Origin of the sequence: Bartonella sp. AP65SXKL, assembly GCF_042195725.1 — a bacterium.
GTDB lineage: Bacteria > Pseudomonadota > Alphaproteobacteria > Rhizobiales > Rhizobiaceae > Bartonella.
In genome coordinates, this window is record NZ_JBHIOW010000005.1 from 34,052 (window position 1) to 57,823 (window position 23,772).

Genomic DNA, 23,772 nt, shown 5'->3' on the forward strand with positions numbered 1-23,772 from the left:
GCTGTATGCCAAGGGCTGTAGCCAACACCCACGAGCTAGCACAAATATAATGATAGTGTGCCGGCTTGCTCTTTTATGAAGCGTAAAGATAGGGGTGCTCAATGGATTTATCATTATACCATGACAAAAAAATGCACAATACACAAAGCACAAATCCTCCGCATCATTTTACAGATCACCGTTTTTACGCTTTTACATCTTTACAGAACGTAAGCCAAATAAAATTTCCACATCACCACTCCGCACCGCTCTGCAAACACTGGTCTGCAACAATCTGATTTCTCGTCTATCAAATTCCCCTGCTGATTATTTCATATGGTTATCACGACACCTCAAAGAATACCGTGTCATCAGACAAGACTGATTAAGCCCTGCCCTCAAATATTCTCCACACACTCTTCTCCAGAAAACGCACTTAACACCCCTCTTCATCCCAACTTTCCCCGCTCCATTCACAAATACATCCCCCAATCCTCGCACCACATTCCATGCCATGATAAAAGCCCACACAAAGCACAAATCCCTCACTTCATTTTACAGATTCACATTTTTACGCTTTTACTTCTTCACAGAACGCAGCCAAAGGAAACTCCCAAACCACCACGCGACAATTTGATAAAAACAAAACACCTTTCCAACAATCTCAAACAACAGATTTCTGTAAAGAGTTCATATGAATTTGATTGTTTAGATCTGACTATTAGATTGGCATACAGAGCCGTAGAACAGAAAGTAATTTTCTATAAGACAGAAACGATAAAAGCGCTATATAACTGAGACAGAACATGAAGAATTGCAAACAGATAAAACGACATCTTTCTTCGTTACAACACTGAAATTGTAACCGAAACGACGAATAATTGTCATCTGAACATGTAATTTTCACATCTGCAAATTTTTATTGATTAATTCAATCCCAACACTTCCCCTGAAACACATTTCTTCATTATCTACTTTTTTGAGACAAACCGGCAAAGGGGTTTCATCGATTATAAGTGCGGATATAATAACGCGTTACTCCAACCTCATCATAAGAAACCATAGACATGATACCTGTCTTTATTGGCGTTATTTGATAAGTCAAGATTACACCATTTTGCTGTTTGTTTGGTTGATCTGTATAGATCACGTTATATCCATTCCGTCGCAAGAGATCAATAAATACAGGAGTAAAGTTGTCTTCTGTTTTATTTTTTTTCACAATAAGTGTTGTTGTAGCGGGCGGTAAAGGTTTTTTAAGATTACGAACAAAATCGTTAGCAATTAATTTTACATCATCTTTCGTAATATTTGGACTGACATAACTTGATGAATAATTACTGATAGATGCACAACCAGCCACCAATACAAGCGGTAACGGAAATAAATATTTTGACATCTTAACTCCCCTATTAATTGCATTCTCTTCTGAGAAGCTCCTACACCAGAAATAAGAGCCTCCTTTCAAAGAATAGCCTTAACAACATACTGCTTTACTATCAAGCATTAGTTAATCACTTTCTCGCTTGTTAAAAAAACGACCACCATCTCTCATAGTACTCAAAGCTTATGTTTAAGACACAAAATATATATGTTAAAAGTACGAAAAAACACATGTAAAGCATGTAGTATACATATAGTATATGTATACTTACTTTCATGGTGTGTTGCATTACATAAACCAACGCACAGCACCCTTCATTTCCCCTCCATTCACGAAGACACTTCCCCCCAATCCTCGCACCAAATTCCACGCCCCCAAAAGCCCAAAGTGACAAAAAACACGCACAATATATGAACCCATAAATCCTCCACTTCACTTTTACAGATTCACATTTTTACGCTTCTCCACATTTACAGAACAAAGCCAAGGAAAGGTTCACCACCCCGTACCACTCTATAAACAACGGTCTGTAAAGAATTCAAATGCTTGCCTAGCAAGTTTCCACCACTGACCACTCATTCGTTTCAGATCACCCCCTTCAAAAAGCGGTGTTTTTACCTCATGAATAAGATAATGAGCAAAACCGTCTTTAGAAAAAAGAAACGGCATGGAGATATCAAATATATCAATGGTCGTCATCGACTGTCGTGTTAAGGGGTGTTAACTCTTTATTTTTCTTAATTTTTACAACGCCAATAATTCCCGTGGAAATAATTAATGCGGACATCGCTAAAAAAGAGCTTAACAATCCCACGAGAGCCAAAAGTCCAGCAATAAAGCCAGACATTGCTTCCGCAGAGTTTGCTAAAGTTGAAAAGGTTCCAAAACTCTTACCAAAATCTTCACGACGAGAATATAATTGAATAGCTGAGACTAAACCAATATCCACAAAGGCACCAATAAATCCTAAAACAAATGCTAACACGAGAAGGAATTTTAAATAAATTTCTGCAGCTAAGGGCATAACAAACAGAATAACCCCATAAAGAAGCCAAAATATCATGAGCTTCAACGAAGTAATATTTAATATAATTTTACTATATAACAAACCACCAACAATAGTTCCAACAGCCATGAGAGAAAAAATATAACTCACAAAGCTTTCCTCTCCCCCCACAAAAAGAACAAAAGCTGGAATTAAAAATCTTAAAATAGCACCCGTAAAGAGAATAGCAAACGACGATCCAACGAGCGTAATAAATAAATTATTATTTTCTGTAGAAATATATTTAAGATATGAAGCTGTTTCTTGATAAATTTTTATAAAATTGAATGATTTATTCTCGCTTGAATTTAAATTCATGAGATTAAATAACATGATAATAGATATAAAATAGGTAAAAAAATCAAAAATGAGTACTGCCGATTTATTTGCTAAAAAAAGCAGTATGGAACAAACCAAAGGGCCAATGACGGCTGCCGTTTCCATGATAATTTGAGCAATGCTATTGGCCTTTGTAAGATCTTTTATTGAAAACATTCTGGGAATAGCAGCTTGAAAACTTGGTTGGAAAATACTTCTTCCGATCGTTGTACATATTGCTGCAAAAATAAGAACAATGATATGTGCCGTACCTGTTATATAAGTTATAAAAACAAACAATGAAGCTAATAATCTAACAACTTCACTTAAGATCATATTTTTCTTCAAAGAAAAATTATCCGCTAACCAACCTCCTATAGGGCCAAAAAAGAGAAAAGGGATAAATCTAAAAAAATACACAAGACCTGTAAAAAAGGTGTTATCTGTTAATTCTAAGACCAGTAAAATAAAAACAACTTCATAAGCATAATCACCAACTTTGGAAATAAAGAGAGAGCAAAAAAGAGCTAATGGACTCTTTTTTAAAAACAAATTCATATCAACCATCCGATATTAAACTTTTCTACACTTAAAGTTACACTTCCTTCGATACAATTGGTGATATGAACTTCAGAAGAGTCTTTTATTCTAATAAATCGCTTAATAAGTTAAGTGAAAATTTTTAAAGAAATACTCCTCTTGATATAAGCATTTAGACCAATATCAAGTAATATATTAATTTTTCTTGCTTATTTGCTTTAAAAAAAGAAAGAATGTAAAAATTATGAGATCAAAATCTGCTATATTAGTACACTGACTTCCAGCCCACGTCTCAAAGAATGAAAATTCCCAACCAGCACTAATCTACAATCCCACGTCAAAAAGCAGCTTTCCCCACAAAATAAAGCTTACACCCACCCACTCCTCAAACGACAGCACTTCGTCAGGCTCAACAAATCAAGCCCTATCTCCAAAACCGCCATCCTTCACGCATCTCTTTGCACCACCGCCTTACCCACATCTCCTCCTATCCATGCGCACTCTCTTCATCCTCCATTCCCCTTTTTCTCTCCCGTCACACACTTAACAACTTAACAGCACTCTTCCTCTAAACTTCCATTCACGAAGACACTTCCCCCCAATTCTCGCACCACATTCCACGCCCCCAAAAGCCCAAAGTGACCAAAAACACGCACAATATATAAATCCATAAATCCCCCACTTCACTTTTACGGATATACGTTTTTACGCTTTTACATCTTTAAAGAACAAAGCCAACGAAAGGTTCACCACCCCGCACCACTCTATAAACAATAGTCTATAAACGAACCCAGCTTTTTGCCTAGTACCCTTACAGTCTTCAGACACCCCCCTCAAACGACAACACTTCATCAGGCTCAACAAATCAAGGCCTGCCCTCAAATATTCTAGCTCTTCACACCCCTTCAAAGAGCAGTGTTTTATGGCATAAATAGAATAGAAAATTTTTGATTTTTCTTGCCAATCTTCTGAAATTACTTTATCACTTAAAGTGTAATTTTGATCGTCTACGCAACGATCAATAGGGATTAAAAACCCGAAGACTTGACACATAAATTTATCCCGCTTTGCGGGTATCCCGGAATTCCGGGAGATTTTGCTATGTCCAGGTGCTTTGGCACTAAAAGCAAAAAGCTGAGTCAAGTCAGTGTTTTTAACTCCCGGAATACCAATGCGAGGGCGCTCGCAACCGGAGGGGGGCTTGAAGTGCCAACTAAAAATCCACATTTTATCGACATTTTGATAGGCAAAAGAATCCGTCACAGACGCATTGCAATAGGGCTTTCCCAAAAAGAATTAGGAAGCCATTTAGGCGTAAGTTTCCAACAAATCCAAAAATACGAAAAAGGCTTCAATCGTGTAAGCGCAAAATGTTTACTGGAAATCGCTCAAAAACTAGAAGTTCCTATGAACTTTTTTTATGCAGACATTGCCACAAAAGAAGATCTTTCAACAAAAGAAACTCTCTTACACCACGATCAATGCACCTATAGCGAAAAAGAACACACTCTGTTGAGAAACTTTAGAGAGCTCGAAGCGAAAAAACAAAAAGCAATCTTGTGGCTAATCTCTGATTAAGCAACAGCACAACGATCAACATTATTCCATTCATATCCCCCTTAAGTCAAATTCAAACCAGCTCCCCTTCAAAGAGCAATGTTTTAGGGCATAATAGAATAGAAAATTCTTGATTTTTCTTGCCAATCTTCTGAAATTACTTTATCACTTAAAGTGTAATTTTGATCGTCTACGCACCGATCAAGAGGGATTAAAGGTCCTAAATCCGAGCGTAAAAATGAACCCGCTTTGCGGGTGTCCCGGGATTCCGGGAGATTTTGCTATGTCCAGGTGCTTTGGCACTAAAAGCAAAAAGCTGACTCGGATTCAGTACCTTTAACTCCCGGAATACCAATGCGAGGGCGCTCGCAACCGGAGGGGGGCTTGAAGTGCCAACTAGAAATCCACATTTTATCGACATTTTGATAGGCAAAAGAATCCGTCATAGACGCATTTCCATGGGGCTTTCCCAAAAAGAATTAGGAAGCCATTTAGGTGTCAGTTTCCAACAAATCCAAAAATACGAAAAAGGCTTAAACCGTGTAAGTGCCAAATGTTTACTAGAAATCGCTCAAAAACTAGAAGTTCCTATGAACTTTTTTTATGCAGACATTGCCACAAAAGAAAATCTTTCAACAAAAGAAACCCTCTTACACCACAATCAAGAAACCTATAGCGAAAAAGAACACACCCTTTTGAAAAATTTTAGAGAACTCCAGCCGAAAAAACAAAAAGCAATCTTGTGGCTAATTTCTGATTAAGCAACAGCACAACGATCAACATTATTTGTTAATATATCAAACAACGAAACATCCTTAAGTCAAATTCAGATCAGCTCCCCATCCCCCTTCAAAGAGCAATGTTTTACGGCGGATAAACGGCATTTCTCTCTAACGTTTTTACGCACAAAGCAATAAAGCAATCCCGCTTGTGACTTCACTTATAAAATTGCAAGAAAATAGTTTTCACGACAAACAGAAGTAAAAGAATCCTACGATATTCGAAAACGCTGATTTAACATGCAAAAACACCAGCCACTCCCTTTGCTTTGCAATAAAATACCGCTGTCTCATCGTGAATTTTTCTAAATCAGCACGCTTCAAAGAGCGGTGTTTATCACATAATAGGATTATCACCGCCCTTTATACCATGAATTTTTCCAAACTTAATCTTCAGGCAAAAATTCCAACCGATCTCCTTGTTTTGTAATTTTCACCGTCGTCTCATCGTGAATTTTTCCAAATAAGATGTTTTCCGCCAATGGATCTTGAATTTCTTTTTGAATAATCCGTTTAAGGGGACGCGCACCATAGAGCGGATCATAGCCTTTATCGGCAAGAAATTTTCTCACCTCTGGCTCGATTTGCAAAGTTATTTTGCGTTCATTGAGCAAATTTTGCAAATGTTCTATCTGAATATCGACGATCGCTTCCATATCGTGACGTTGCAGCCTTTGAAAGAGAATAATCTCATCAATACGGTTTAAAAATTCAGGACGGAAAGCCGCTTTAACGACATTCATAACATCATTTTTTGCCTGCTCAACGGTTTGCCCTTCAGGCAAAGCGGTTAAAAATTCAGCACCAAGATTAGAAGTCATAATCAGCAAGGTATTGCGAAAATCAACGGTACGTCCTTGACTATCAGTCAAGCGCCCTTCATCGAGCACTTGTAGCAAGAGATTAAAGATATCCGGATGTGCTTTTTCAATTTCGTCAAACAGAATAACCTGATAAGGTCTTCTACGTACAGCTTCGGTCAGCACCCCACCCTCTTCATATCCAACATATCCAGGAGGTGCCCCAATCAGCCGCGCCCCAGCATGCTTTTCCATATATTCCGACATATCGATGCGCAACATGGCATTGGAATCTTGGAAAAGAAAAGCGGCAAGAGCTTTGGTTAATTCGGTTTTTCCCACACCAGTAGGACCCAAAAACATGAAAGAGCCAAGCGGACGATTGGGATCTTGCAACCCTGCACGCGCACGACGTACAGCACGCGCGACGGCTTGAACAGCCTCTCCCTGACCAATCACACGTTTGCTAATTTCATCTTCCATCCGCAACAGCGCCTCCCGTTCTGCCTCCAGCATTCGATCAACAGGAATACCGGTCCAGCGTGAAACAATCCGCGCCACATGTTCAGCAGTAACCGTCTCTTCAACGAGATGATTTTGTTGGTCATCATTTTCCGCAATACTCAATTGTTTTTCGAGTTCAGGGATAACGCTATAAGCGAGCTCTCCAGCGCGTTGGAATTGTCCATCACGTTGTGCAATAGCCAAAGCATTACGTGCTTCTTCGAGTTGTTTTTTCAAATCAGCAGCATGCCCTAATTTTTGTTTCTCAGCCTGCCAAGCACTTGTCATCTCAGCGGACTGTTGTTCCAATGTTTTGAGTTCCTCCTGCACATTTTCCAAACGTTCTTTTGCTGTTGGCTCGACATCTGTTTTCAAAGCTTCCCGTTCGATCTTCAACTGTAAAATACGCCGATCAACAGCATCGAGTTCTTCCGGCTTTGAATCGACCTGCATCCGCAACCGCGCCGCCGCTTCATCGATAAGGTCAATAGCTTTATCCGGCAAGAAACGATCCGTAATATAGCGGTTAGACAAACGCGCCGCCGCAATCAAAGCACTATCTGCCAAGCGCACTTTGTGATGTTGTTCATATTTTTCTTTAATACCGCGCAAAATAGAGATAGTATCCTCTAAAGAGGGTTCCGGTACAAAGACAGGCTGAAAGCGTCGTGCAAGAGCAGCATCTTTTTCGACATATTTTCGATATTCATCGAGCGTAGTAGCGCCCACACAATGGAGTTCTCCGCGCGCAAGAGCAGGTTTTAACAAGTTAGAAGCATCCATAGGACCATCGGATTTTCCAGCGCCAACAAGATTATGCAATTCATCGATAAACAAAATGATCTGACCATTTTCAGCTTGCACCTCTGCCAGCACCGCTTTAAGGCGCTCTTCGAATTCCCCACGATATTTTGCACCAGCGATAAGCGCTCCCATATCCAACGCATGAAGCTGTTTATCCCGCAAAGTTTCAGGTACATCGCCATTAACAATGCGCAATGCCAACCCTTCCACAATAGCTGTTTTCCCCACCCCAGGCTCACCAATCAACACGGGATTATTTTTGGTCCGCCGTGAAAGCACCTGAATAGTGCGGCGGATTTCCTCTTCCCGCCCAATCACAGGGTCGAGTTTTCCTTCACGGGCATCTTTTGTGAGATCCCGGGCATATTTTTGCAAGGCATCATATTGTCCTTCAGCATGGGGGCTTGTTGCTGTTTTTCCTTTCCGCAGCGCATTAATTGCCCGATTAAGCGCTTGCGGGGTCAATCCTCCACTTGTTAAAATATCGGCTGTTTTTGCGGTCTTTTCCATGATCAGCGCTTGCAACATGCGCTCCACGGTCACAAACTGATCACCGGCTTTTTTCGCAATATCCTCAGCCAGCGCGAAAACTTTTGCCAATGGCTGCGAAAGATAGAGCTGTCCATTTCCCCCCTGCACTTTAGGCAAAGCATCAAGTGCTTCTTTTAGCGCCTTTTGAATAAGAGTAAGATCACCACCAGCGTTTTGGATAAGCGATGCAGCCAATCCTTGAGAATCGTCTAACAACACTTTCAGGAAATGCTCCGGCAAAAACTGCTGATGATCAGAAGCAAGAGCGCTATTTTGTGCTGATTGTAAAAAACCCTGCACGCGTTCGCTATATTTTTCCAAGTTCATTTTTTTTCCTTAAATCTCAAGCCATCACCACACTTTAACCTCTCCAATATTTCACAAAAGAAACATCCAGAAAGGATTATCCAGCCTCTAAAAAACACCGCGAAAAAAGCAGCAAGAAGAAGAACCATAGTGCTAAAAAGAATATGGGTTTCTACAAGCCTCATAGCAAGAGGGAGAAAAAAAATACGCTATCATTTTAAATAAAAACCGCAACTTTTCTTATACCCCCCCCATCATCACTCCCCTTTTTAAACCATCACCCCTAAATTCCACCATTAAAACTTAAATTTGAACAGCAGAAAAGGAGCATGCAAAAACACTTTAAACAAAGTAGTCTTTACAGCATATAGTTTAGAGTAAACATTAAAGTATTTTCTCTAATTTTACTTAACAAAACATTGAATATGTGCTTTAATACTTATAAAGTTACACTATTTTTATTAAGATAGAGGATTTGAGTATGTACCATACTGTAAAAAAGGTTATTTTAATACTTTTATTCCTTCTGATAAGTAAACCAAGCTATGCCGTTTTTGCCGGCAAAGTTATTACAATAGAGCATGAATGGCTTAAAAATGCATCATTTGATCTATTTGTTTTCACCCAGCAAGTAAATTACGATGGTGGGCCTAACTCCATCTATTTCTGGGGAAATAAATTTGAATTCCAAAATGGAAAAAGTGGACAAATTGGTTTTTTCAACAGGAGCGGCCGTACCATTCATTTTTCTATCTGGAATGCAACGGGATGGAAGGGTAATACATGTAAGCATTTTACTCAGGAAGGTTCAGGAGTACGATGTGAAATTAACTTTCCATGGGAGATGGGACGCAGATATCGATTATATGTTGAAAAAAATGGAAATCTAGTTACAGCGACAGTAGTCGATTTTATAACGGGTAAAAAAGTGAATATTGGGACCATAGAAGTACCAAATACATTTGGACAACTCCGTAAATCTTCAAGTTTTGTTGAAGACCATTCTCGTTGGAAGAGACATCTCTCCTCCTGTTATGATTTAAGTCCGCAAAGTTCGATTTTTTTTGAGCCTCAAGGCATAAAACAAAACAAGCTACACGAAGGGAGTCTGAAAGACTCTAATCAAGGAAAGTGTCAAGATTCTGACTTCATCCAAACATCATGTACATCCAACTTTTGCATGACAAGTATAAGCGACTTTGGAGGTTTAGCCTCGCCTACTACTAAACCAGAAATACAAATTTCCAATGAGAAAGATCTGTCTGCAGAAACAATTTCTAACGTTTTGAAACAAAAAGAGCTTGTCGTTATTCGTTCAAAAAATCGTTCTTGGGCACCCAATATCTTTTTGCCATCTCCTGATTCATTTAAGTGGAAATCAATCTTTATAGATCATCTAGCGGCTTTCAGTTCTACGCTTCACACCACTCACGGCACACAAAAGATAACCACAGGTCAAAAGATTATGTATATGTCTGATGGAAAAACTTGGAAGATTATGAAAAGAAACTAGCTTTTTTCTTCTTGATAAGCCCCTCACTCCCCTTTGAAAACAACTGGGGGTGAGAAAGTTTTTTTTCATTTCCCCACCACGGCTCCCTTTCCCAGTTATTTTTTCGAGCCCTGCTCTCATCCCTTTAGCTCACCTCATCATCATACTTTCCAGCGTATTTTCTCCATTCTCACCCCCTTTCAAAACCACAGCACCCTTTAATAAAAGCCTCACCTCCCTCTTCTATCACCCTCACACCATCCCTTCACGCATCCCTTTAAACTACCCCCACCTCTTATCCACACCCTCCCCCTTGTCCATAGGCACTCTCCCATTCCACGCACTCCTTTTTCTCTCCCATCAAACATTTACGACTTACAGCACTCTTCATTCCAGCTTCCCTCCTCGATTAACAAGCTCGTTCTCCCCCCATTTATCTCACCCCATCCATGCAAAAACCCAACGTGCCCCCAAAACACGCACAATGCATAAATCCATAAATCCTCCTCTTCACTTTTACAGATTCACATTTTTACGCTTTTACACATTCACAGAAAACAGCCAACGAAAGATTCACCACCCCACACCGCTCGATAAACACTGGTCCGTAAACAATCCAGCTTCTTATCTAGGGAAGGACTACTGATCACTTCATATAATTATCACCACCCCTCAAAAGACGCGCTTTATCAGACAAGACAAATAAGCCCTTCCTCCAAATATTCTCCACATACTCTTCTCCAGAAAACGCACTTAACACCCCTTTTCATCCCAGCTTTCCCCTCTCCACTCACAAATGCATTCCCCCATTTATCTCACCACATTCCACGCCAAATAAAAGTATACACAAAGCACAAATCCCCCGCATCATTTTACGGATATACGTTTTAACGCTTTTACGTTATTACAGAAGTCAGCCAAATAAAATTTCCACATCACCACCCGCGCTGCACTGTAAACACTGTTCTGAAAACGAACCCAGCTTTTTGCCTAGTCCCCTTACAGTCTTCAGACTACCCTCCTCAAACGACAGCACTTCATCAGGCTCAACAAATCAAAGCCCTACCCTGAATATTCAAGCTCTTCACTCCTCCTTCAAATAGCGCCGTTTTACGGTATAACAGAATAGAAAATTTTTCATTTTTCTTGCCAACCTTCTGAAACTGCCTTATGAATAAATATCGTAAGTTTGATCGTCTACGCAGCGATCAACAGGGAACTAAAAGCCCTAAACCCTAACGTACAATTGAGCCCACTTTTGCGAATATCCTTAGAATTCCGGGAGTTTTTGTTATGTCCAGGTGCTTTAAGCACTAAAAGCAAAAAGCTGACTAGGGTTCAGTACTTGTTACTCCCGGAATACCAATGCGAGGGCGCTCGCAACCGGAGGGGGGCTTGAAGTGCCAACTAAAAATCCACATTTTATCGACATTTCTGATTAAGCAAAAGACGCGATTTATAATCCATATTTCGCACTTTTTTAAAAAGTACCCAATTTTATAGTCTTTGAAATTATTTTCATTTCTCTTGCCAATCTCCTGAAATTACTTTATCACTTAAAGTGTGTTTTTGATCGTCCACGCAACGATCAAATAGGGAGTTGAAAACCCGAACGCTCAGTACATAAATTTATCCCGCTTTGCGGGTATCCCGGAATTCCGGGAGCTTTTGCTATGTCCAAGTGCGGTAAGCACTAAAAGCAAAAGGCTGACTGAGCTCAGTATTTTCAACCTCCCGGAATACCAATGCGAGGGCGCTCGCAACCGGAGGGGGGCTTGAAGTGCCAACTAAAAATCCACATTTTATCGACATTCTGATAGGCAAAAGAATCCGTCACAGACGCATTTCAATAGGGTTTTCCCAAAAAGAATTAGGAAGCCATTTAGGTGTCAGTTTCCAACAAATCCAAAAATACGAAAAAGGCTTAAATCGTGTAAGCGCCAAATGTTTACTGGAAATCGCTCAAAAACTGGAAGTTCCTATAAGCTTTTTTTATGCAGATATTGCTACAAAAGAAGATCTTCCCACAAAAGAAAATACCCCACACCGTGATCAAGAAACATACAGCGAAAAAGAACACACTCTTTTGAAAAATTTTAGAGACCTCCAACCAAAAAAACAAAAAGCAATCTTGTGGTTGATTTCTGATTAAGCAAAAGCACAACAATTACCATACCCCCTGCCTAAAGTTTCCCATACCTGATATCACCATACCTCCAAGAATGATATTTTACGGCATATAAGATAATTCACACTATAGCTCCTCGTTTTCTGTTTCCATTATTGCTTCAAGTCAAGCTGATTAAGGATTGGCAGCTGAGTTTTTTAAGTTTGGCTATTCGTAGCAAAGCGGAGTTAAACAAAAATGACATTGTCGCTCAAAACCATGCCCCCTATTGCGTTTACGAGACAGTGGAACCGTATCAAGAAGGCAAAGCCCCGAAAAAAACATATGAGCGTTTAAGTAAAAATCAAAGATTAAACCTATAACGTCAAAAAAGCTGCTCTATGTTGGATTATCTCCACGTCCTCTAAATCTCAGAAAAATGATTTAAAACATTTGTTTTATTGATGAGCCAATCATTGAGATCGAACAATTAACAAAGAACGGTTCAGCAATATCCTGATAGCCAATAAACAGAATAATCCACTCAATCCAGAAAGAAGGAACAATTTTCCAGCCGAAGTGTGACCTAAAACAAACGCTCCAACAAACGGCGCCACCAACATAGCTAAATTTTGTATAGACTGCACCCATCCGGAAGCCAATCCAATCTGTTCATTGAAATTGCTTACCAGATAAACATTAGAAGATATGGAAAAGTAAGCGCTAACCATTCCAATAAGGAAAAAACAGAGCAACAAAGTCTCAATACGGAGTAAATCAAAGTAAAAAAAGCACACTGAGATCATGACAAAACCAATCATTGTTGACATTGCCGGCATTAACAACTCTGATATTTTGCCTGTAAGGGGTTTATACTTTGATTGTTTCACACTCCAAAATCCATAGAGAAAATTACCGATTGCCGAAGCCGATACCAGCATCCCAAGAGCCTGTTTATTCATTTTCATTGCACTAAGAATAACCGGCAACTGATTATTCACCATAAAGATCATGGCAAAATACACAAACATCACCGCCACATAGGCATACCAAGTTGTCCCATAAAGCCTCTGCTTTGATTTTATGGTATTCGCTGTTTTTATCATGAGCGACGAGACAGGTTGTGCACCAAGACAACAAAACACCATAAAGCCTAGCAATGTCAAAAATCCAGAAAACAATAAAGTATAGGTATCTGATAAAAGTACAGACAGAGCACTCCCCAAAGCAGGTCCTATCATCTTTGCCGCGCTATTGATCATGTTAAGCACAGAATAGTAACGAGTCCGTCCGTTTTCAGGCACCGAATTTGCACTGAGAACGGAAATTGCAGGCATGGCTAGACTGTTGAATGTCGCTCGAATAACTGCCAGTATAATAAATCCTTGCAGACTCGTCGCCATCAATAAACCGACAGTACAGAGTGCCCGTAACAGCAGTGACGCCCGCAACCAATGGATCATAGAACGGTGACTTACCAACATTCCAATTGGCTTAGACAGAACGATACCAGGTAATAATGTTGCCGCTCCAATAAAAGCGACATCATATTGATCAGCTTTCCACGTGAACACAGATACGGTCAAAATCACGATATAATCAATCCAACCGCCAAATGACACCACGCCATTACCCAGCAAAAGCACCAACAAGCGATTTTTTATTGCCCCACCTCTTTGCACCAAAACACGCACCCCTTCTTTTTCGTTAGCAATACTGATTAGATGACCAATTTTTCCTCATACCCTAAAGGCACCAACAGCTTTCACGCAACAAAGCACCAACAAGCTATTTTTTGTTACCCCGTCTCTTTGCACCAAAACACGCGCCCCTCTTTTTTGTTAGCAATACTGATTGGACTATCAATTTTTCTCTCACACCCTAAAGGCACCAACAACTTTCACGCAACAAAGCACTAACAAGCGATTTTTTACTGCCCCGTCTCTTTGCACCAAAACACGCGCCCCTCTTTTTTCGTTAGCAATACTGATTAGATGACCAATTTTTCTCTCACACCCTAAAGGCACCAACAACTTTCACGCAACAAAGCACTAACAAGCGATTTTTTACTGCCCCGTCTCTTTGCACAAAAACACGCACCCCTTCTTTTTTGTTAGCAATACTGATTGAACTATCAATTTTTCCTCACACCCTAAAGGCACCAACAGCTTTCACGCAACAAAGCACCAACAAGCAACTTTTTATTACCCCGTCTCTTTGCACCAAAACACGCACCCCTCTTTTTTCGTTAGCAATACTGATTGGACTATCAATTTTTCCTCACACCCTAAAGGCACCAACAACTTTCACGCAACAAAGCTCCATCGACCTTCATGCAACAAAGCAATTTATAATTATCCATGGTAAACAAAACCTCTGGAGATAAGTCTTAGATATGTATTAAAACTTCCATCGTTGATTGAACTTAATCTGCGTCTTTGCGAATGACGATAATAAGCAAGCCGTTAATCCAGCTCTTAAATACATTTACGATAATCCCGCGCGCCTCCCCTTCAGTTTCCACACAAAAAAACGCTTTAGCGTTCTTTTCTCAAGAGAACTCTTTATTCTTCTTCATCACTTACTTGTGGTGGGGGTGGTAAAATATAAGAGCCTGAAAGCCAACGATTAAGATCAATAGCTCGGCACCGTGTGGAACAAAAAGGATAAGAAGATTTTTGTGACATCTGACCACAAATAGGACAAGGATGCGGAGGACGGGTCTCTTTTTGCAAATTTAGCTCTTTTTGTTCTTGGCACACCTTTGTCATTGGCTTCTTCATTAACTTTTCTTCTGTTGCTTTTTTTTCATTTTTGCTTTTCTCTTTTTGTTGCTTTTCACCTTGCATTGATCTTACCTTAAAGTTTTTCTAATGCGTTTGTTCAGCCCAGTGAGTGAAAAGTGGATAGTGATAAGCGGTCAAGAGATCGGCTGTTTCAGCCAAAGGCAATCCCACAACATTAGAATAAGAACCCGTGATATGGACAACAAAAGCCCCTGCTTTTCCTTGGATAGCGTAGCCACCTGCTTTCCCTTGCCATTCTCCTGAAGCAAGGTAAGCCTTCATCATGGCAGAGGTTAAGCGTCTAAAGCGAACACGACTTTCAACCAATTTTACGGTTATTTTTCCACGTTCATTGAGCGCACAAATGGCACCATAGACCTTATGCGAACGCCCAGAAAGGTATCGTAAACATTCATAAGCCTCATCCTCGCTTTCTGGTTTGGGGAAAATGGTCCGCCCAACAGCCACCACCGTATCAGCCGCCAAGATAATCATTTTCTGTCCAGGTAATTTTTCTTGACCATTCTGCAACTCGTCTTGACCATTCTGACTGTACCAGCGCAAAATTTTTTGGGCTTTCAGTGCTTTTTCTTTTGCCAAACGTTTGGCAAGGTTTGCAGGATGTTCTTTTAATTTTGGCGTTTCATCAATATCGCTTGCATAAACCTGCTGGGGATCAATCCCTATTTGTGCCAAGAGCGCTAAACGCCTTGGCGAAGCGGAGGCAAGCACCAAATAAATTTCTTCTGTAAGAGTATCTGCCAAACGTTTTTCCCCCCACTCTCTTATATTTCTCATTTCCACCCCTTCACAATTGACTTCCCTCTCACCCCCTTTTAAGCGCCCCTTTAGCCTCCCTTTTAAGCGCTATTAATCTCCTTATCCTTTTTCCGCATCGATTTTACAGTTTTTCAAGGCTCTTCAAACACTCCCCTTTTTTCACTCATGAAAAGCAAACTAAAAAACTGTTAAAAAATAATAGAAATAATATGATAGCTTTTAGAAAAAAGTGCAAGCCACCCACGAGGCTACTTATAGCGATATGTAATACGCCCTTTTGTCAAATCATAAGGTGTCATTTCCACCATGATTTTATCACCGGCCAACACCCGTATACGATTTTTCCGCATTCTACCAGCGGTATGGGCAATAATTTCATGATCATTTTCCAGTTTCACACGAAACATCGCGTTAGGTAAGAGTTCAGTAACGATACCAGAAAATTCTAAAACTTCTTCTTTTGACATAAACAAACATTTCCTTTACAGTGCACATATTTTGTTAAGCTGCGCGTTATTTCCAGCGTTCATATCCTATTTTCTTAAGTTTGTGAATAAAAATTCCACAAAAAGGGAAAGGTTTTTCAAGTTTACTCTTCCATGCTCTCAAAAAACGTCATCCCACACCTTAAGAATCAAAACTTTTTTTTCACCAATTTTACCCGCTAATTTCCTTCAATTTTTATGATGATTTTGGTTTCAGTGTGACAAGAAATTACGCTAATTTTTTCCCCTAAAGCATTTTCCCAACACCTCTGACTAATCCCTCCACAACTTACGAACAATCATCCTCTCTCCAACTTTTCCTCACCTTCCACACCTTAAACATGTGCCCTTCAGATAAACACCACTCCCCCCACGCCAGAAGCCCTTCCTTTTCTCAAAAACCTTCTCCATTCTTCACACACCATTCACAACATGCTTCACTGCCCCACACTTCATACTCTACGCATTTCCCATACAGCCTTCCCCATTTTCTCTCTCTTCACACGCTTCCTCTAAGCCACTCTTTCCATTTATGTTGTTCTTCCTACCTTCGAAAACACGATCCCTATACATTGCGTATCATTAACCACAACGCCTCTAACGACATAAAGCCTTTTCCTTTTTTACACATTTCCGTTTTCACGCTTTTACATATTTACAGAACATAGCCAAATGAAACTTCCACACCGCACCACTCTATAAACAATAGTATTACCCCAGCTTCTTACCTAGCCAATCTCCCCCAAGCACACTTCAGATCACCCCACATTCACGGACTTCAGCCCCCCCTCAAATGACACCACTTCATCAAGTACCATAAAAGCAAAGCGCTATCTCCTTCACACCATCCTTCACGCATCCCTTCGCACCACCGCCTCTTACCCCCTCTAGTCTGTTCATTCCTATTCCGCCCCCACACTCTCTTCTCCATTCAATCTCCCGCAGGCTTCATCCCAGCTTACCACTCCATTCACAAAAACTCTTTCCCCCATTTATCTCACCACATTCCATGCCATGCCAAAAGCATACACAATGCACAAATCCTCTACTCCTTTTCACGAATATACGTTTTTAAGCTCCCCTTCTAATCATGATTTCGGAGCCGCGTGAGAGGGACAAAACAAGCCGTTAAGTTCTGGGGGTCAAGGACGCCGTTAGGCGCCATGTAATGGTCTCCTTGACCTTAAGAACCTAGGATTGTTAGTCCCCTCATTAAAAGCGGGCTTTAACAGCTTACTTGTAATCTATTTATATCTTTGTAATAATATACATTATGGATAGATTTATTGGGATAGGTAAGGCCGCTCAAGTTTTGGGTGTTTCGATCAGCACTCTACGCCGTTGGGAATGTGAAGGCAAAATTATTTCTGAGCATACGGCAGGAGGTCACCGCCGTTATGACCTATCTAGGTTTAGATCTGGGCTTTTCATTCGAGAGAACTATCACAAAGAAAAACCATTGCTTATGCGCGTGTATCGAGCCATGATCAAAAAGACGATTTAGAGCGACAAAAACAGGTTCTTGAGCTTTATTGCGCAAGCCAAGGTTGGACTTATGAACTCATCTCTGATTTAGGGTCAGGGATGAATTATCGTAAAAAGGGTCTTAAACGTTTATTGGATGCTCTCATTGAAAATGAGATAGGTCGTTTGGTGATTACGCATAAAGATCGTTTATTGCGCTTTGGTACAGAATTGGTCTTCGCCATTTGTGAAGCCAAACAAGTTGAGGTTGTCATTCTTAATCAGGGGGAAGAAAGCAGTTTTGAAGAGGATTTAGCCAAAGATGTTTTAGAAATTATTACTGTCTTTAGTGCTCGTCTTTATGGAAGTCGTTCGAGAAAAAATCAAAGATTATTAGAGAATGTTCGTCAAGCTGTAGAGGCATCGCAATGATTATTGCTCACAAAATAGCTCTAGACTTAAACAATAAACAACGAAGCTACATGGCTCGAGCCAGTGGTTGCGCGCGCTTTGCTTATAATTGGGCACTGAAGGAATGGCAGCAGCAATATGAAGCATGGAAGAAAGATAATAATTTACCAAAGCCTAATGACTATGCGCTACGTAGACAATTCAATTCTCTAAAACGAGAACAATTTCCATGGATGATGGAAGTTACTAAAAATGCTCCACAAATGGCAATTACTCAATTGGGTGTGGCTTTTAAGAATTTCTTTTCAGGGAGAAGCCGATATCCCACTTTTAGAAAGAAAGGAGTGCACGATCGTTTTACTTTGACCAATGATCAAATACAGTTGCAAGGTTTCAAGATAAGAATTCCCAAGCTTGGTTGGGTTCGTCTGCGGGAACAATTGCGATTTCAAGGAAAGATCTTGTCAGCAACCATTAGCCGTAAAGCGGATCGGTGGTTTGTAAGTCTTAGCGTTGAAACAGATAATCAAGAGTCACTGAGCGAGAACCAAGCTATTGTTGGTCTTGATTTGGGCGTCAATGCACTTGCAACGCTTTCGACAGGAGAAACCATAAGAAGCGTTAAACCTTATAAGGCTTTGCTAAATCGTTTACGACGCTTATCACGAAAGCTAAGCCGTAAGCAAAAAGGCTCGAGCAATCGTTATAAGGAGAAACAAAAACTCGCTAAGCTTCATGCACGAATAAGCAATATCAGAACAGATCATTTGCATAAGATTACAACAGATTTAATTCAGCGTTTTGGTACATTTTGTCTCGAAGATCTTCATGTAAAAGGCTTGCTGAAAAATAAGCATTTATCGCGTGCCCTTGCAGATCAAAGTTTTTTCGAGTTTCGCCGTCAATTGGAATATAAGGCGGCACGCTATGGTCGACAGATTGTTATTGCAGATCGTTGGTATGCGAGCAGTAAGATCTGCCATCATTGCGGATGTAAGATTGAACAATTACCTCTTAGCATACGTGAGTGGAGATGTTCTCATTGTGGTACACACCATGATCGAGACATTAATGCCGCGATTAATTTAAAAAACTTGGCGGTGAGTTCCACCGTATCAGCCTGTGGAGAGGAAGGCTCTGGCCAATGTCCTGTAACTTTGGTGAAACCAGCCTCAAAGAAGCAGGAAATCAACAGTATATTTAATCAGAAATGATCACATTTACATAAGTTTGATAGAACGGTCTGATCTCATGATTTTGGTGAGCGTTCCGGAGAGTTTGAGAGGCGGAAAGCCTCTCATTAAAAAATAAAGTTTATAAATAAAAACTATTTTCATTTGCCAATCTTCTGAAATTACTTTATCACTTAAAAGACATTTTGATCGTCTACGCAGCGATCAAGAGGGATTCAAAAACCCTAAGCTCTAGCGTAAAATGAGCCCACTCTTGTGGGTGTCCCGGAATTCCGGGAGATTTTGCTATATCCAGGTGCTTTAAGCACTAAAAGCAAAAAGCTGATTAAGCTCAGTACTTTTAGACTCCCGGAATACCAATGCGAGGGCGCTCGCAACCGGAGGGGGCTTGAAGTGCAAACCAAAAATCCAAATTTTATCGATATTCTGATAGGCAAAAGAATTCGTCATAGACGCATTTCCATGGGACTTTCCCAAAAAGAATTAGGAAGCTATTTAGGTGTCAGTTTCCAACAAATCCAAAAATATGAAAAAGGCTTCAATCGTGTAAGCGCAGGGTGTTTACTCAAAATCGCCCAAAAACTGGAAGTTCCCATAAGCTTTTTTTATGCAGATATTGCCACAAAAGAAAATCTTTCAACACATGCCGCACACTATGATCAAGAAACATACAGCGAAAAAGAACATTCACTTTTGAAAAATTTTAGAGAGCTCCAGCCGAAAAAACAAAAAGCAATCTTGTGGCTGATTTCTGATTAAGCAAAAGAGTAACAATTAATATTATTCCATTCATATACCCCCTTAAGTCAAATTCAAACCAGCACTCCACACCCCTCCAAATCACGCCATTTTATGGGATATTGATTTTTCTTGCCAATCTCCTGAAATTACTTTATGAATTGGCCTGTGTTTTTTGGTCGTCTACGCAGCGGTCAATAAGGAGTTGGATTCCTTAAAACTTAACACATAAACAATTATGGCTATCCCGGAAATTCCGGGGGCTTTTGTTATGTCCAAGTGCTTTAAGCACTAAAAACAAGAGACTGTTTAAGTTCAGTGAATCCAACCTCCCGGAATACCAATGCGAGGGCGCTCGCAACCGGAGGGGGGCTTGAAGTGCAAACCAAAAATCCAAATTTTATCGACATTCTGATAGGCAAAAGAATTCGTCAAAGAAGAATTGCCATGGGACTTTCCCAAAAAGAATTAGGAAACTATTTAGGTGTCAGTTTCCAACAAATCCAAAAATATGAAAAAGGCTTCAATCGTGTAAGCGCAGGGTGTTTACTCAAAATCGCCCAAAAACTGGAAGTTCCCATAAGCTTTTTTTATGCAGATATTGCCACAAAAGAAAATCTTTCAACACATGCCGCACACTATGATCAAGAAACATACAGCGAAAAAGAACATTCACTTTTGAAAAATTTTAGAGAGCTCCAGCCGAAAAAACAAAAAGCAATCTTATGGTTGATTTCTGATTAAGCAAAAGCGCACACAAAGCATAAATTCTCCGCATCATTTTACGGACATACGTTTTTATTTTACGGATCAACGTTTTGATGCTTCTCCACATTTACAGAAAGCAGCCAAACGAAACTTTCAAATTCCCCCCGCATCACTTTGTAAACATAGGTTTGTCAACAATACAGCTTCTTACTCTAGCCAATTCCCCTGCTGATTTCAGATCACGACACCACAAAGGATAATGTTGCATCAAACGCGACAGATACCTCCTATTTTAAAATATTATTGCCCCTTCACCACCCTAAAGTAAGATCACGCAAAGCACCGGTCAATCCCACTTCAAAAACAACTTTCCCCACACCCTCTCTCCTCAACACCCCCACCTCTTCATTCAAGCTTCCCCCCTTCATAAGACTCTTCATCCCCACCCCCTCTTTCCTCTCTCGTCAACACACCCACCTCTTCATCCCCCCAATCTTCTCTCCACATTCCATGCCATGATAAAATCATACACCACGCATAAAGTCCCAGCTTCCTTTTTTGCACATTTCCGTTTTTACGCTTTTACATATTTACAGAAAGCAGAAAATCTGTAAAAAATGCATTACACAATAACGTTTTCAACAACTGTCATTAAAATCTCACCTCCCTTTTCATCTAACTCCCCCTATTTTCACTTAAATCATAGATATAAACCGCCCTATTATTGTATTGAGCAGCATAAAATTTTTCGACAAATTCTAGCGATCAAAAGAGTGCATAAGAAGCATTTTACGACTTTTAAAAGAATTTTTATTTACACCCAGTGCTTTTTTGTAACGTAGAAGAGCACATTTAATTAATTGACTATAAGAAAGTTTGAAATGAGAGAAGCTTTTCGTTTTTCTCGTTCAACATCCACAACGATAACTCCTTCTTATAAATCAATTTTTTTCGTAATACAAAACGCACCAAAAGGAATAGACTTGTGTTGCATATTCACGCGCTTGTTTTAAAGAAAGATCTCTCAACGCTCATCACACCCATTTTGCAAAACGCCGCCCGTAAAGAAATGGTAAGCCCCCATGAAGTATATAAAATCCTTTCAGCCCTCCCCTATCTTTACGCTTATGGAAAAACACGTTTACGCTTATGGAAGAACAAGGCCGGCATCATCACAAAAACTCTGCCAGCTCCCAATGTTGCAGACAGCCTTCGGTTCAAGAGATAATTCATTAAAGGCATGCCTTTCTTGTACAGTTTTGACCCACATGCACGCCCCACCACTTATGATGTATAAGCCAAGTAATTTTAATTGATTTAATATGAGAGAACTGGTGATGAGAAATTTTATTATATTCAGCAACGCGCTTCACGGTAAAAAAATGGTTATTTATTATTATAAATCAATATATTAATAAAGAAGAGAGTCATCATCAAGACGCTTACCTTTTTCTAAAAAAGGCTTCACACTGAAAGAAAACATCTAAAACTTAGATAAAAAAAAAGGTTTGCCTCTAATAAACAAACCTCTGCAGAAAATTATTCACATAACTTTCAAAATTTTAAATTAATCCCTCTAGAAGCAATAAAAACGCTTTAGAAGCACCAAAATGAATACAAAGATCAATTTAACACAATGTTAAGAAAAATCAAGAACAAAAAATTTTTATCGTTAATGCACCTTTAAAAAACGAGGCTTTTTAACCTACGCGGCTCAAAAGTCCGGGGCTTCTCTACAAACGCCTCCAAGCCAATCAATCCCTTCATCTCTCTCAAAAGACAGCATAAAAGGTTCACAATACAAGTCTTCGCTAAAAAAATATCAATCGCCAGCGCTCATAAAAGCCAGCGTTGGTATAAAAGATCAGATTATCGAACAATCTTGCTAAAATGTCTTCCCAATAAATAAAAAAGAAGCGGTTTCTTAAATATTTCCGCCTCTTTAACAATAAAAATTATGATGAGGGATTATTAAAAAATTTCAAGACTGTGAAGGGAACCAATTTGATAACAATTCATACCTTACAGGATCATCGGCACACTGCCCACCACCACATTCCAGTATGGTAGAAATCAAATTTGCCGCAATCAAAAACACAAATAAGAAACTTGCCGCTTTACTCAAGACTGGAAAAGGAGAAAATTCTTTGAACTTGTGTGCCAACTCGCCTAAAATCATGACAAATGAGACAGCAAAGATACAAAGGACAGAAATAATGAAAGCCCAAGTATAAAAATGCAATCCAAAGAACGTTGAACCATATCCTAAATCATCGGGTGTGATATGCAAAAACACTTGCCGTGCTGCCACAGCACTGGTTACCATACAACCAAGAATAACCATACCATAATGGGTATTTTTCACCTTATGGTGAATATTGAGTAAGAACCCACAACCTGCCAGCATCAATCCAACGCGCTGCAGCAAACAAAGGGGACAAGGTAACTCAAACTTTACCAATTGATAATAAAAAGCCACCACCAAGACAATAGATAACCCAAAGAGTCCTAGCGTATTCATAAAGATGACGAAGTGAGGATTTTTTTGTTCAACATGTTCCATGGCTATTCTCTCAAAAAGATAAATTTAAAGTAGAAGTTGCGTGATGATTGAAAGTGAGAAGAATGACAACGAATAAAATTGCCCACAAAGCATAACTTATATTTTTTTTGCCACACATAGTCGTTACTGCAGTACCTAAAGCGATTAAAAATGGAAGAAACATAGCTTTTAAATCTCCTTTACATCCGTTGTTTAACTCTTATTTATTTCAGCGTTCACCATATTACAAAATTGGGCAAAAAAGAGACCATGGATTTATTATTCACAATTCGTCACTCGCGATTGATATTGCCATTATATTTAAGTGAAAAAACGATATAATCGCTCAGAAGCACATCTCAACAAAAGCGTTAAAAGCACAAAAGCGTTGATTATTCGCTTCCCCTTATATCAGCCATTGTTAAAGATATATCGACAATTATAAAGATTATATCCCCTATAAAGATTATATCCCCCACTCACAAAAGAATCACTTGAACAACAAAATAAATAGGCTTT

Annotated in this window: 20 protein-coding genes and 1 pseudogene; 9 read left to right on the forward strand and 12 right to left on the reverse strand. The window is 39.7% G+C overall.

Annotated features, from left to right (window positions below; genetic code table 11):
- Positions 1 to 982: 982 nt before the first annotated feature.
- From ACFIMP_RS04375 to ACFIMP_RS04390, 4 genes are all read right to left on the reverse strand, one after another.
- Entirely contained in the window at positions 983 to 1,378 is a 396-nt protein-coding gene (locus tag ACFIMP_RS04375; RefSeq protein ID WP_375610669.1) for a conjugal transfer lipoprotein TrbH, read from the reverse strand.
- A gap of 273 nt (positions 1,379 to 1,651) precedes the next feature.
- The gene (locus ACFIMP_RS04380; protein WP_375686047.1) at positions 1,652 to 1,783 is read right to left on the reverse strand and encodes a hypothetical protein; all 132 of its coding nucleotides are present in this window, start codon (positions 1,781 to 1,783) and stop codon (positions 1,652 to 1,654) included.
- Positions 1,784 to 1,876: 93 nt separating this feature from the next.
- A complete protein-coding gene (locus ACFIMP_RS04385) occupies positions 1,877 to 2,032 on the reverse strand; it encodes a hypothetical protein (RefSeq protein ID WP_375686048.1) in 156 nt (51 codons plus the stop codon).
- 16 nt (positions 2,033 to 2,048) lie between these two features.
- A complete protein-coding gene (locus ACFIMP_RS04390; RefSeq protein ID WP_375686092.1) occupies positions 2,049 to 3,284 on the reverse strand; it encodes an MFS transporter in 1,236 nt (411 codons plus the stop codon).
- Between the two features lie 1,188 nt (positions 3,285 to 4,472).
- Between ACFIMP_RS04390 and ACFIMP_RS04395 the strand changes: the two genes are divergently transcribed.
- Positions 4,473 to 4,844, forward strand: coding sequence for a helix-turn-helix domain-containing protein (locus ACFIMP_RS04395; RefSeq protein ID WP_375686093.1), 372 nt, complete (start codon positions 4,473 to 4,475; stop codon positions 4,842 to 4,844).
- A 368-nt stretch (positions 4,845 to 5,212) separates the two neighbouring features.
- A complete protein-coding gene (locus tag ACFIMP_RS04400; protein WP_375686049.1) occupies positions 5,213 to 5,584 on the forward strand; it encodes a helix-turn-helix domain-containing protein in 372 nt (123 codons plus the stop codon).
- Between the two features lie 404 nt (positions 5,585 to 5,988).
- Here the strand turns inward: ACFIMP_RS04400 and clpB are convergent, their stop codons facing one another.
- Positions 5,989 to 8,568 (reverse strand): ATP-dependent chaperone ClpB, encoded by a 2,580-nt coding sequence (gene clpB / locus ACFIMP_RS04405; protein ID WP_375686050.1) that lies wholly within the window; start codon positions 8,566 to 8,568, stop codon positions 5,989 to 5,991.
- Positions 8,569 to 9,028: 460 nt separating this feature from the next.
- On the opposite strand from clpB, the gene ACFIMP_RS04410 reads away from it, so the two are divergent.
- The gene (locus tag ACFIMP_RS04410; RefSeq protein ID WP_375686051.1) at positions 9,029 to 10,060 is read left to right on the forward strand and encodes a DUF3472 domain-containing protein; all 1,032 of its coding nucleotides are present in this window, start codon (positions 9,029 to 9,031) and stop codon (positions 10,058 to 10,060) included.
- 1,759 nt (positions 10,061 to 11,819) lie between these two features.
- Entirely contained in the window at positions 11,820 to 12,191 is a 372-nt protein-coding gene (locus tag ACFIMP_RS04415) for a helix-turn-helix domain-containing protein (RefSeq protein WP_375686052.1), read from the forward strand.
- A gap of 428 nt (positions 12,192 to 12,619) precedes the next feature.
- Here ACFIMP_RS04415 and ACFIMP_RS04420 read toward each other — a convergent pair whose 3' ends face one another.
- From ACFIMP_RS04420 to infA, 4 genes are all read right to left on the reverse strand, one after another.
- Positions 12,620 to 13,828 (reverse strand): MFS transporter, encoded by a 1,209-nt coding sequence (locus tag ACFIMP_RS04420; RefSeq protein ID WP_375686094.1) that lies wholly within the window; start codon positions 13,826 to 13,828, stop codon positions 12,620 to 12,622.
- Positions 13,829 to 14,710: 882 nt separating this feature from the next.
- Positions 14,711 to 14,995: a DNA gyrase inhibitor YacG gene (gene yacG / locus ACFIMP_RS04425; protein ID WP_375611670.1), complete on the reverse strand. Its 285-nt coding sequence runs from the start codon at positions 14,993 to 14,995 to the stop codon at positions 14,711 to 14,713.
- A gap of 21 nt (positions 14,996 to 15,016) precedes the next feature.
- Positions 15,017 to 15,730 (reverse strand): Maf family nucleotide pyrophosphatase, encoded by a 714-nt coding sequence (locus ACFIMP_RS04430; RefSeq protein WP_375610660.1) that lies wholly within the window; start codon positions 15,728 to 15,730, stop codon positions 15,017 to 15,019.
- A 230-nt stretch (positions 15,731 to 15,960) separates the two neighbouring features.
- Positions 15,961 to 16,179 (reverse strand): translation initiation factor IF-1, encoded by a 219-nt coding sequence (gene infA, locus ACFIMP_RS04435; RefSeq protein ID WP_004857577.1) that lies wholly within the window; start codon positions 16,177 to 16,179, stop codon positions 15,961 to 15,963.
- Between the two features lie 1,291 nt (positions 16,180 to 17,470).
- Here infA and ACFIMP_RS04440 point away from each other — a divergent pair.
- The 4 genes and pseudogenes from ACFIMP_RS04440 to ACFIMP_RS04455 all read left to right on the forward strand — a co-directional run bounded on the left by ACFIMP_RS04440 (position 17,471) and on the right by ACFIMP_RS04455 (position 20,747).
- Positions 17,471 to 18,093: pseudogene (locus ACFIMP_RS04440) on the forward strand (IS607 family transposase).
- A complete protein-coding gene (locus tag ACFIMP_RS04445; protein WP_375686053.1) occupies positions 18,090 to 19,286 on the forward strand; it encodes an RNA-guided endonuclease InsQ/TnpB family protein in 1,197 nt (398 codons plus the stop codon). The pseudogene ACFIMP_RS04440 and the gene ACFIMP_RS04445 overlap by 4 nt, the downstream one beginning before the upstream one ends.
- A gap of 372 nt (positions 19,287 to 19,658) precedes the next feature.
- Positions 19,659 to 20,024 (forward strand): helix-turn-helix domain-containing protein, encoded by a 366-nt coding sequence (locus tag ACFIMP_RS04450; protein ID WP_375686054.1) that lies wholly within the window; start codon positions 19,659 to 19,661, stop codon positions 20,022 to 20,024.
- A 357-nt stretch (positions 20,025 to 20,381) separates the two neighbouring features.
- Positions 20,382 to 20,747, forward strand: a complete 366-nt coding sequence (locus ACFIMP_RS04455) for a helix-turn-helix domain-containing protein (protein ID WP_375686055.1) — start codon at positions 20,382 to 20,384, stop codon at positions 20,745 to 20,747.
- A gap of 275 nt (positions 20,748 to 21,022) precedes the next feature.
- Here the strand turns inward: ACFIMP_RS04455 and ACFIMP_RS04460 are convergent, their stop codons facing one another.
- Positions 21,023 to 21,151, reverse strand: a complete 129-nt coding sequence (locus tag ACFIMP_RS04460) for a hypothetical protein (protein WP_375686056.1) — start codon at positions 21,149 to 21,151, stop codon at positions 21,023 to 21,025.
- Positions 21,152 to 21,696: 545 nt separating this feature from the next.
- On the opposite strand from ACFIMP_RS04460, the gene ACFIMP_RS04465 reads away from it, so the two are divergent.
- A complete protein-coding gene (locus tag ACFIMP_RS04465; protein ID WP_375631866.1) occupies positions 21,697 to 21,939 on the forward strand; it encodes a hypothetical protein in 243 nt (80 codons plus the stop codon).
- Positions 21,940 to 22,692: 753 nt separating this feature from the next.
- Here ACFIMP_RS04465 and ACFIMP_RS04470 read toward each other — a convergent pair.
- Positions 22,693 to 23,274: a disulfide bond formation protein B gene (locus ACFIMP_RS04470; protein WP_375613594.1), complete on the reverse strand. Its 582-nt coding sequence runs from the start codon at positions 23,272 to 23,274 to the stop codon at positions 22,693 to 22,695.
- Positions 23,275 to 23,284: 10 nt separating this feature from the next.
- Positions 23,285 to 23,437, reverse strand: coding sequence for a DUF5993 family protein (locus tag ACFIMP_RS04475; RefSeq protein ID WP_273790835.1), 153 nt, complete (start codon positions 23,435 to 23,437; stop codon positions 23,285 to 23,287).
- Positions 23,438 to 23,772 lie beyond the last annotated feature (335 nt).

Bases quoted from the DNA above. Each gene is read 5' to 3' on its own strand.
- ACFIMP_RS04460 (WP_375686056.1), bottom strand. From the start codon at position 21,151: ATGAAGAGTCTTATGAAGGGGGGAAGCTTGAATGAAGAGGTGGGGGTG.
- clpB (WP_375686050.1), bottom strand. From the start codon at position 8,568: ATGAACTTGGAAAAATATAGCGAACGCGTGCAGGGTTTTTTACAATCA.
- ACFIMP_RS04410 (WP_375686051.1), top strand. From the start codon at position 9,029: ATGTACCATACTGTAAAAAAGGTTATTTTAATACTTTTATTCCTTCTG.
- yacG (WP_375611670.1), bottom strand. From the start codon at position 14,995: ATGCAAGGTGAAAAGCAACAAAAAGAGAAAAGCAAAAATGAAAAAAAA.
- infA (WP_004857577.1), bottom strand. From the start codon at position 16,179: ATGTCAAAAGAAGAAGTTTTAGAATTTTCTGGTATCGTTACTGAACTC.
- ACFIMP_RS04375 (WP_375610669.1), bottom strand. From the start codon at position 1,378: ATGTCAAAATATTTATTTCCGTTACCGCTTGTATTGGTGGCTGGTTGT.
- ACFIMP_RS04385 (WP_375686048.1), bottom strand. From the start codon at position 2,032: ATGCCGTTTCTTTTTTCTAAAGACGGTTTTGCTCATTATCTTATTCAT.
- ACFIMP_RS04430 (WP_375610660.1), bottom strand. From the start codon at position 15,730: ATGAGAAATATAAGAGAGTGGGGGGAAAAACGTTTGGCAGATACTCTT.
- ACFIMP_RS04445 (WP_375686053.1), top strand. From the start codon at position 18,090: ATGATTATTGCTCACAAAATAGCTCTAGACTTAAACAATAAACAACGA.
- ACFIMP_RS04475 (WP_273790835.1), bottom strand. From the start codon at position 23,437: ATGTTTCTTCCATTTTTAATCGCTTTAGGTACTGCAGTAACGACTATG.
- ACFIMP_RS04470 (WP_375613594.1), bottom strand. From the start codon at position 23,274: ATGGAACATGTTGAACAAAAAAATCCTCACTTCGTCATCTTTATGAAT.
- ACFIMP_RS04390 (WP_375686092.1), bottom strand. From the start codon at position 3,284: ATGAATTTGTTTTTAAAAAAGAGTCCATTAGCTCTTTTTTGCTCTCTC.
- ACFIMP_RS04380 (WP_375686047.1), bottom strand. From the start codon at position 1,783: ATGGGTTCATATATTGTGCGTGTTTTTTGTCACTTTGGGCTTTTGGGG.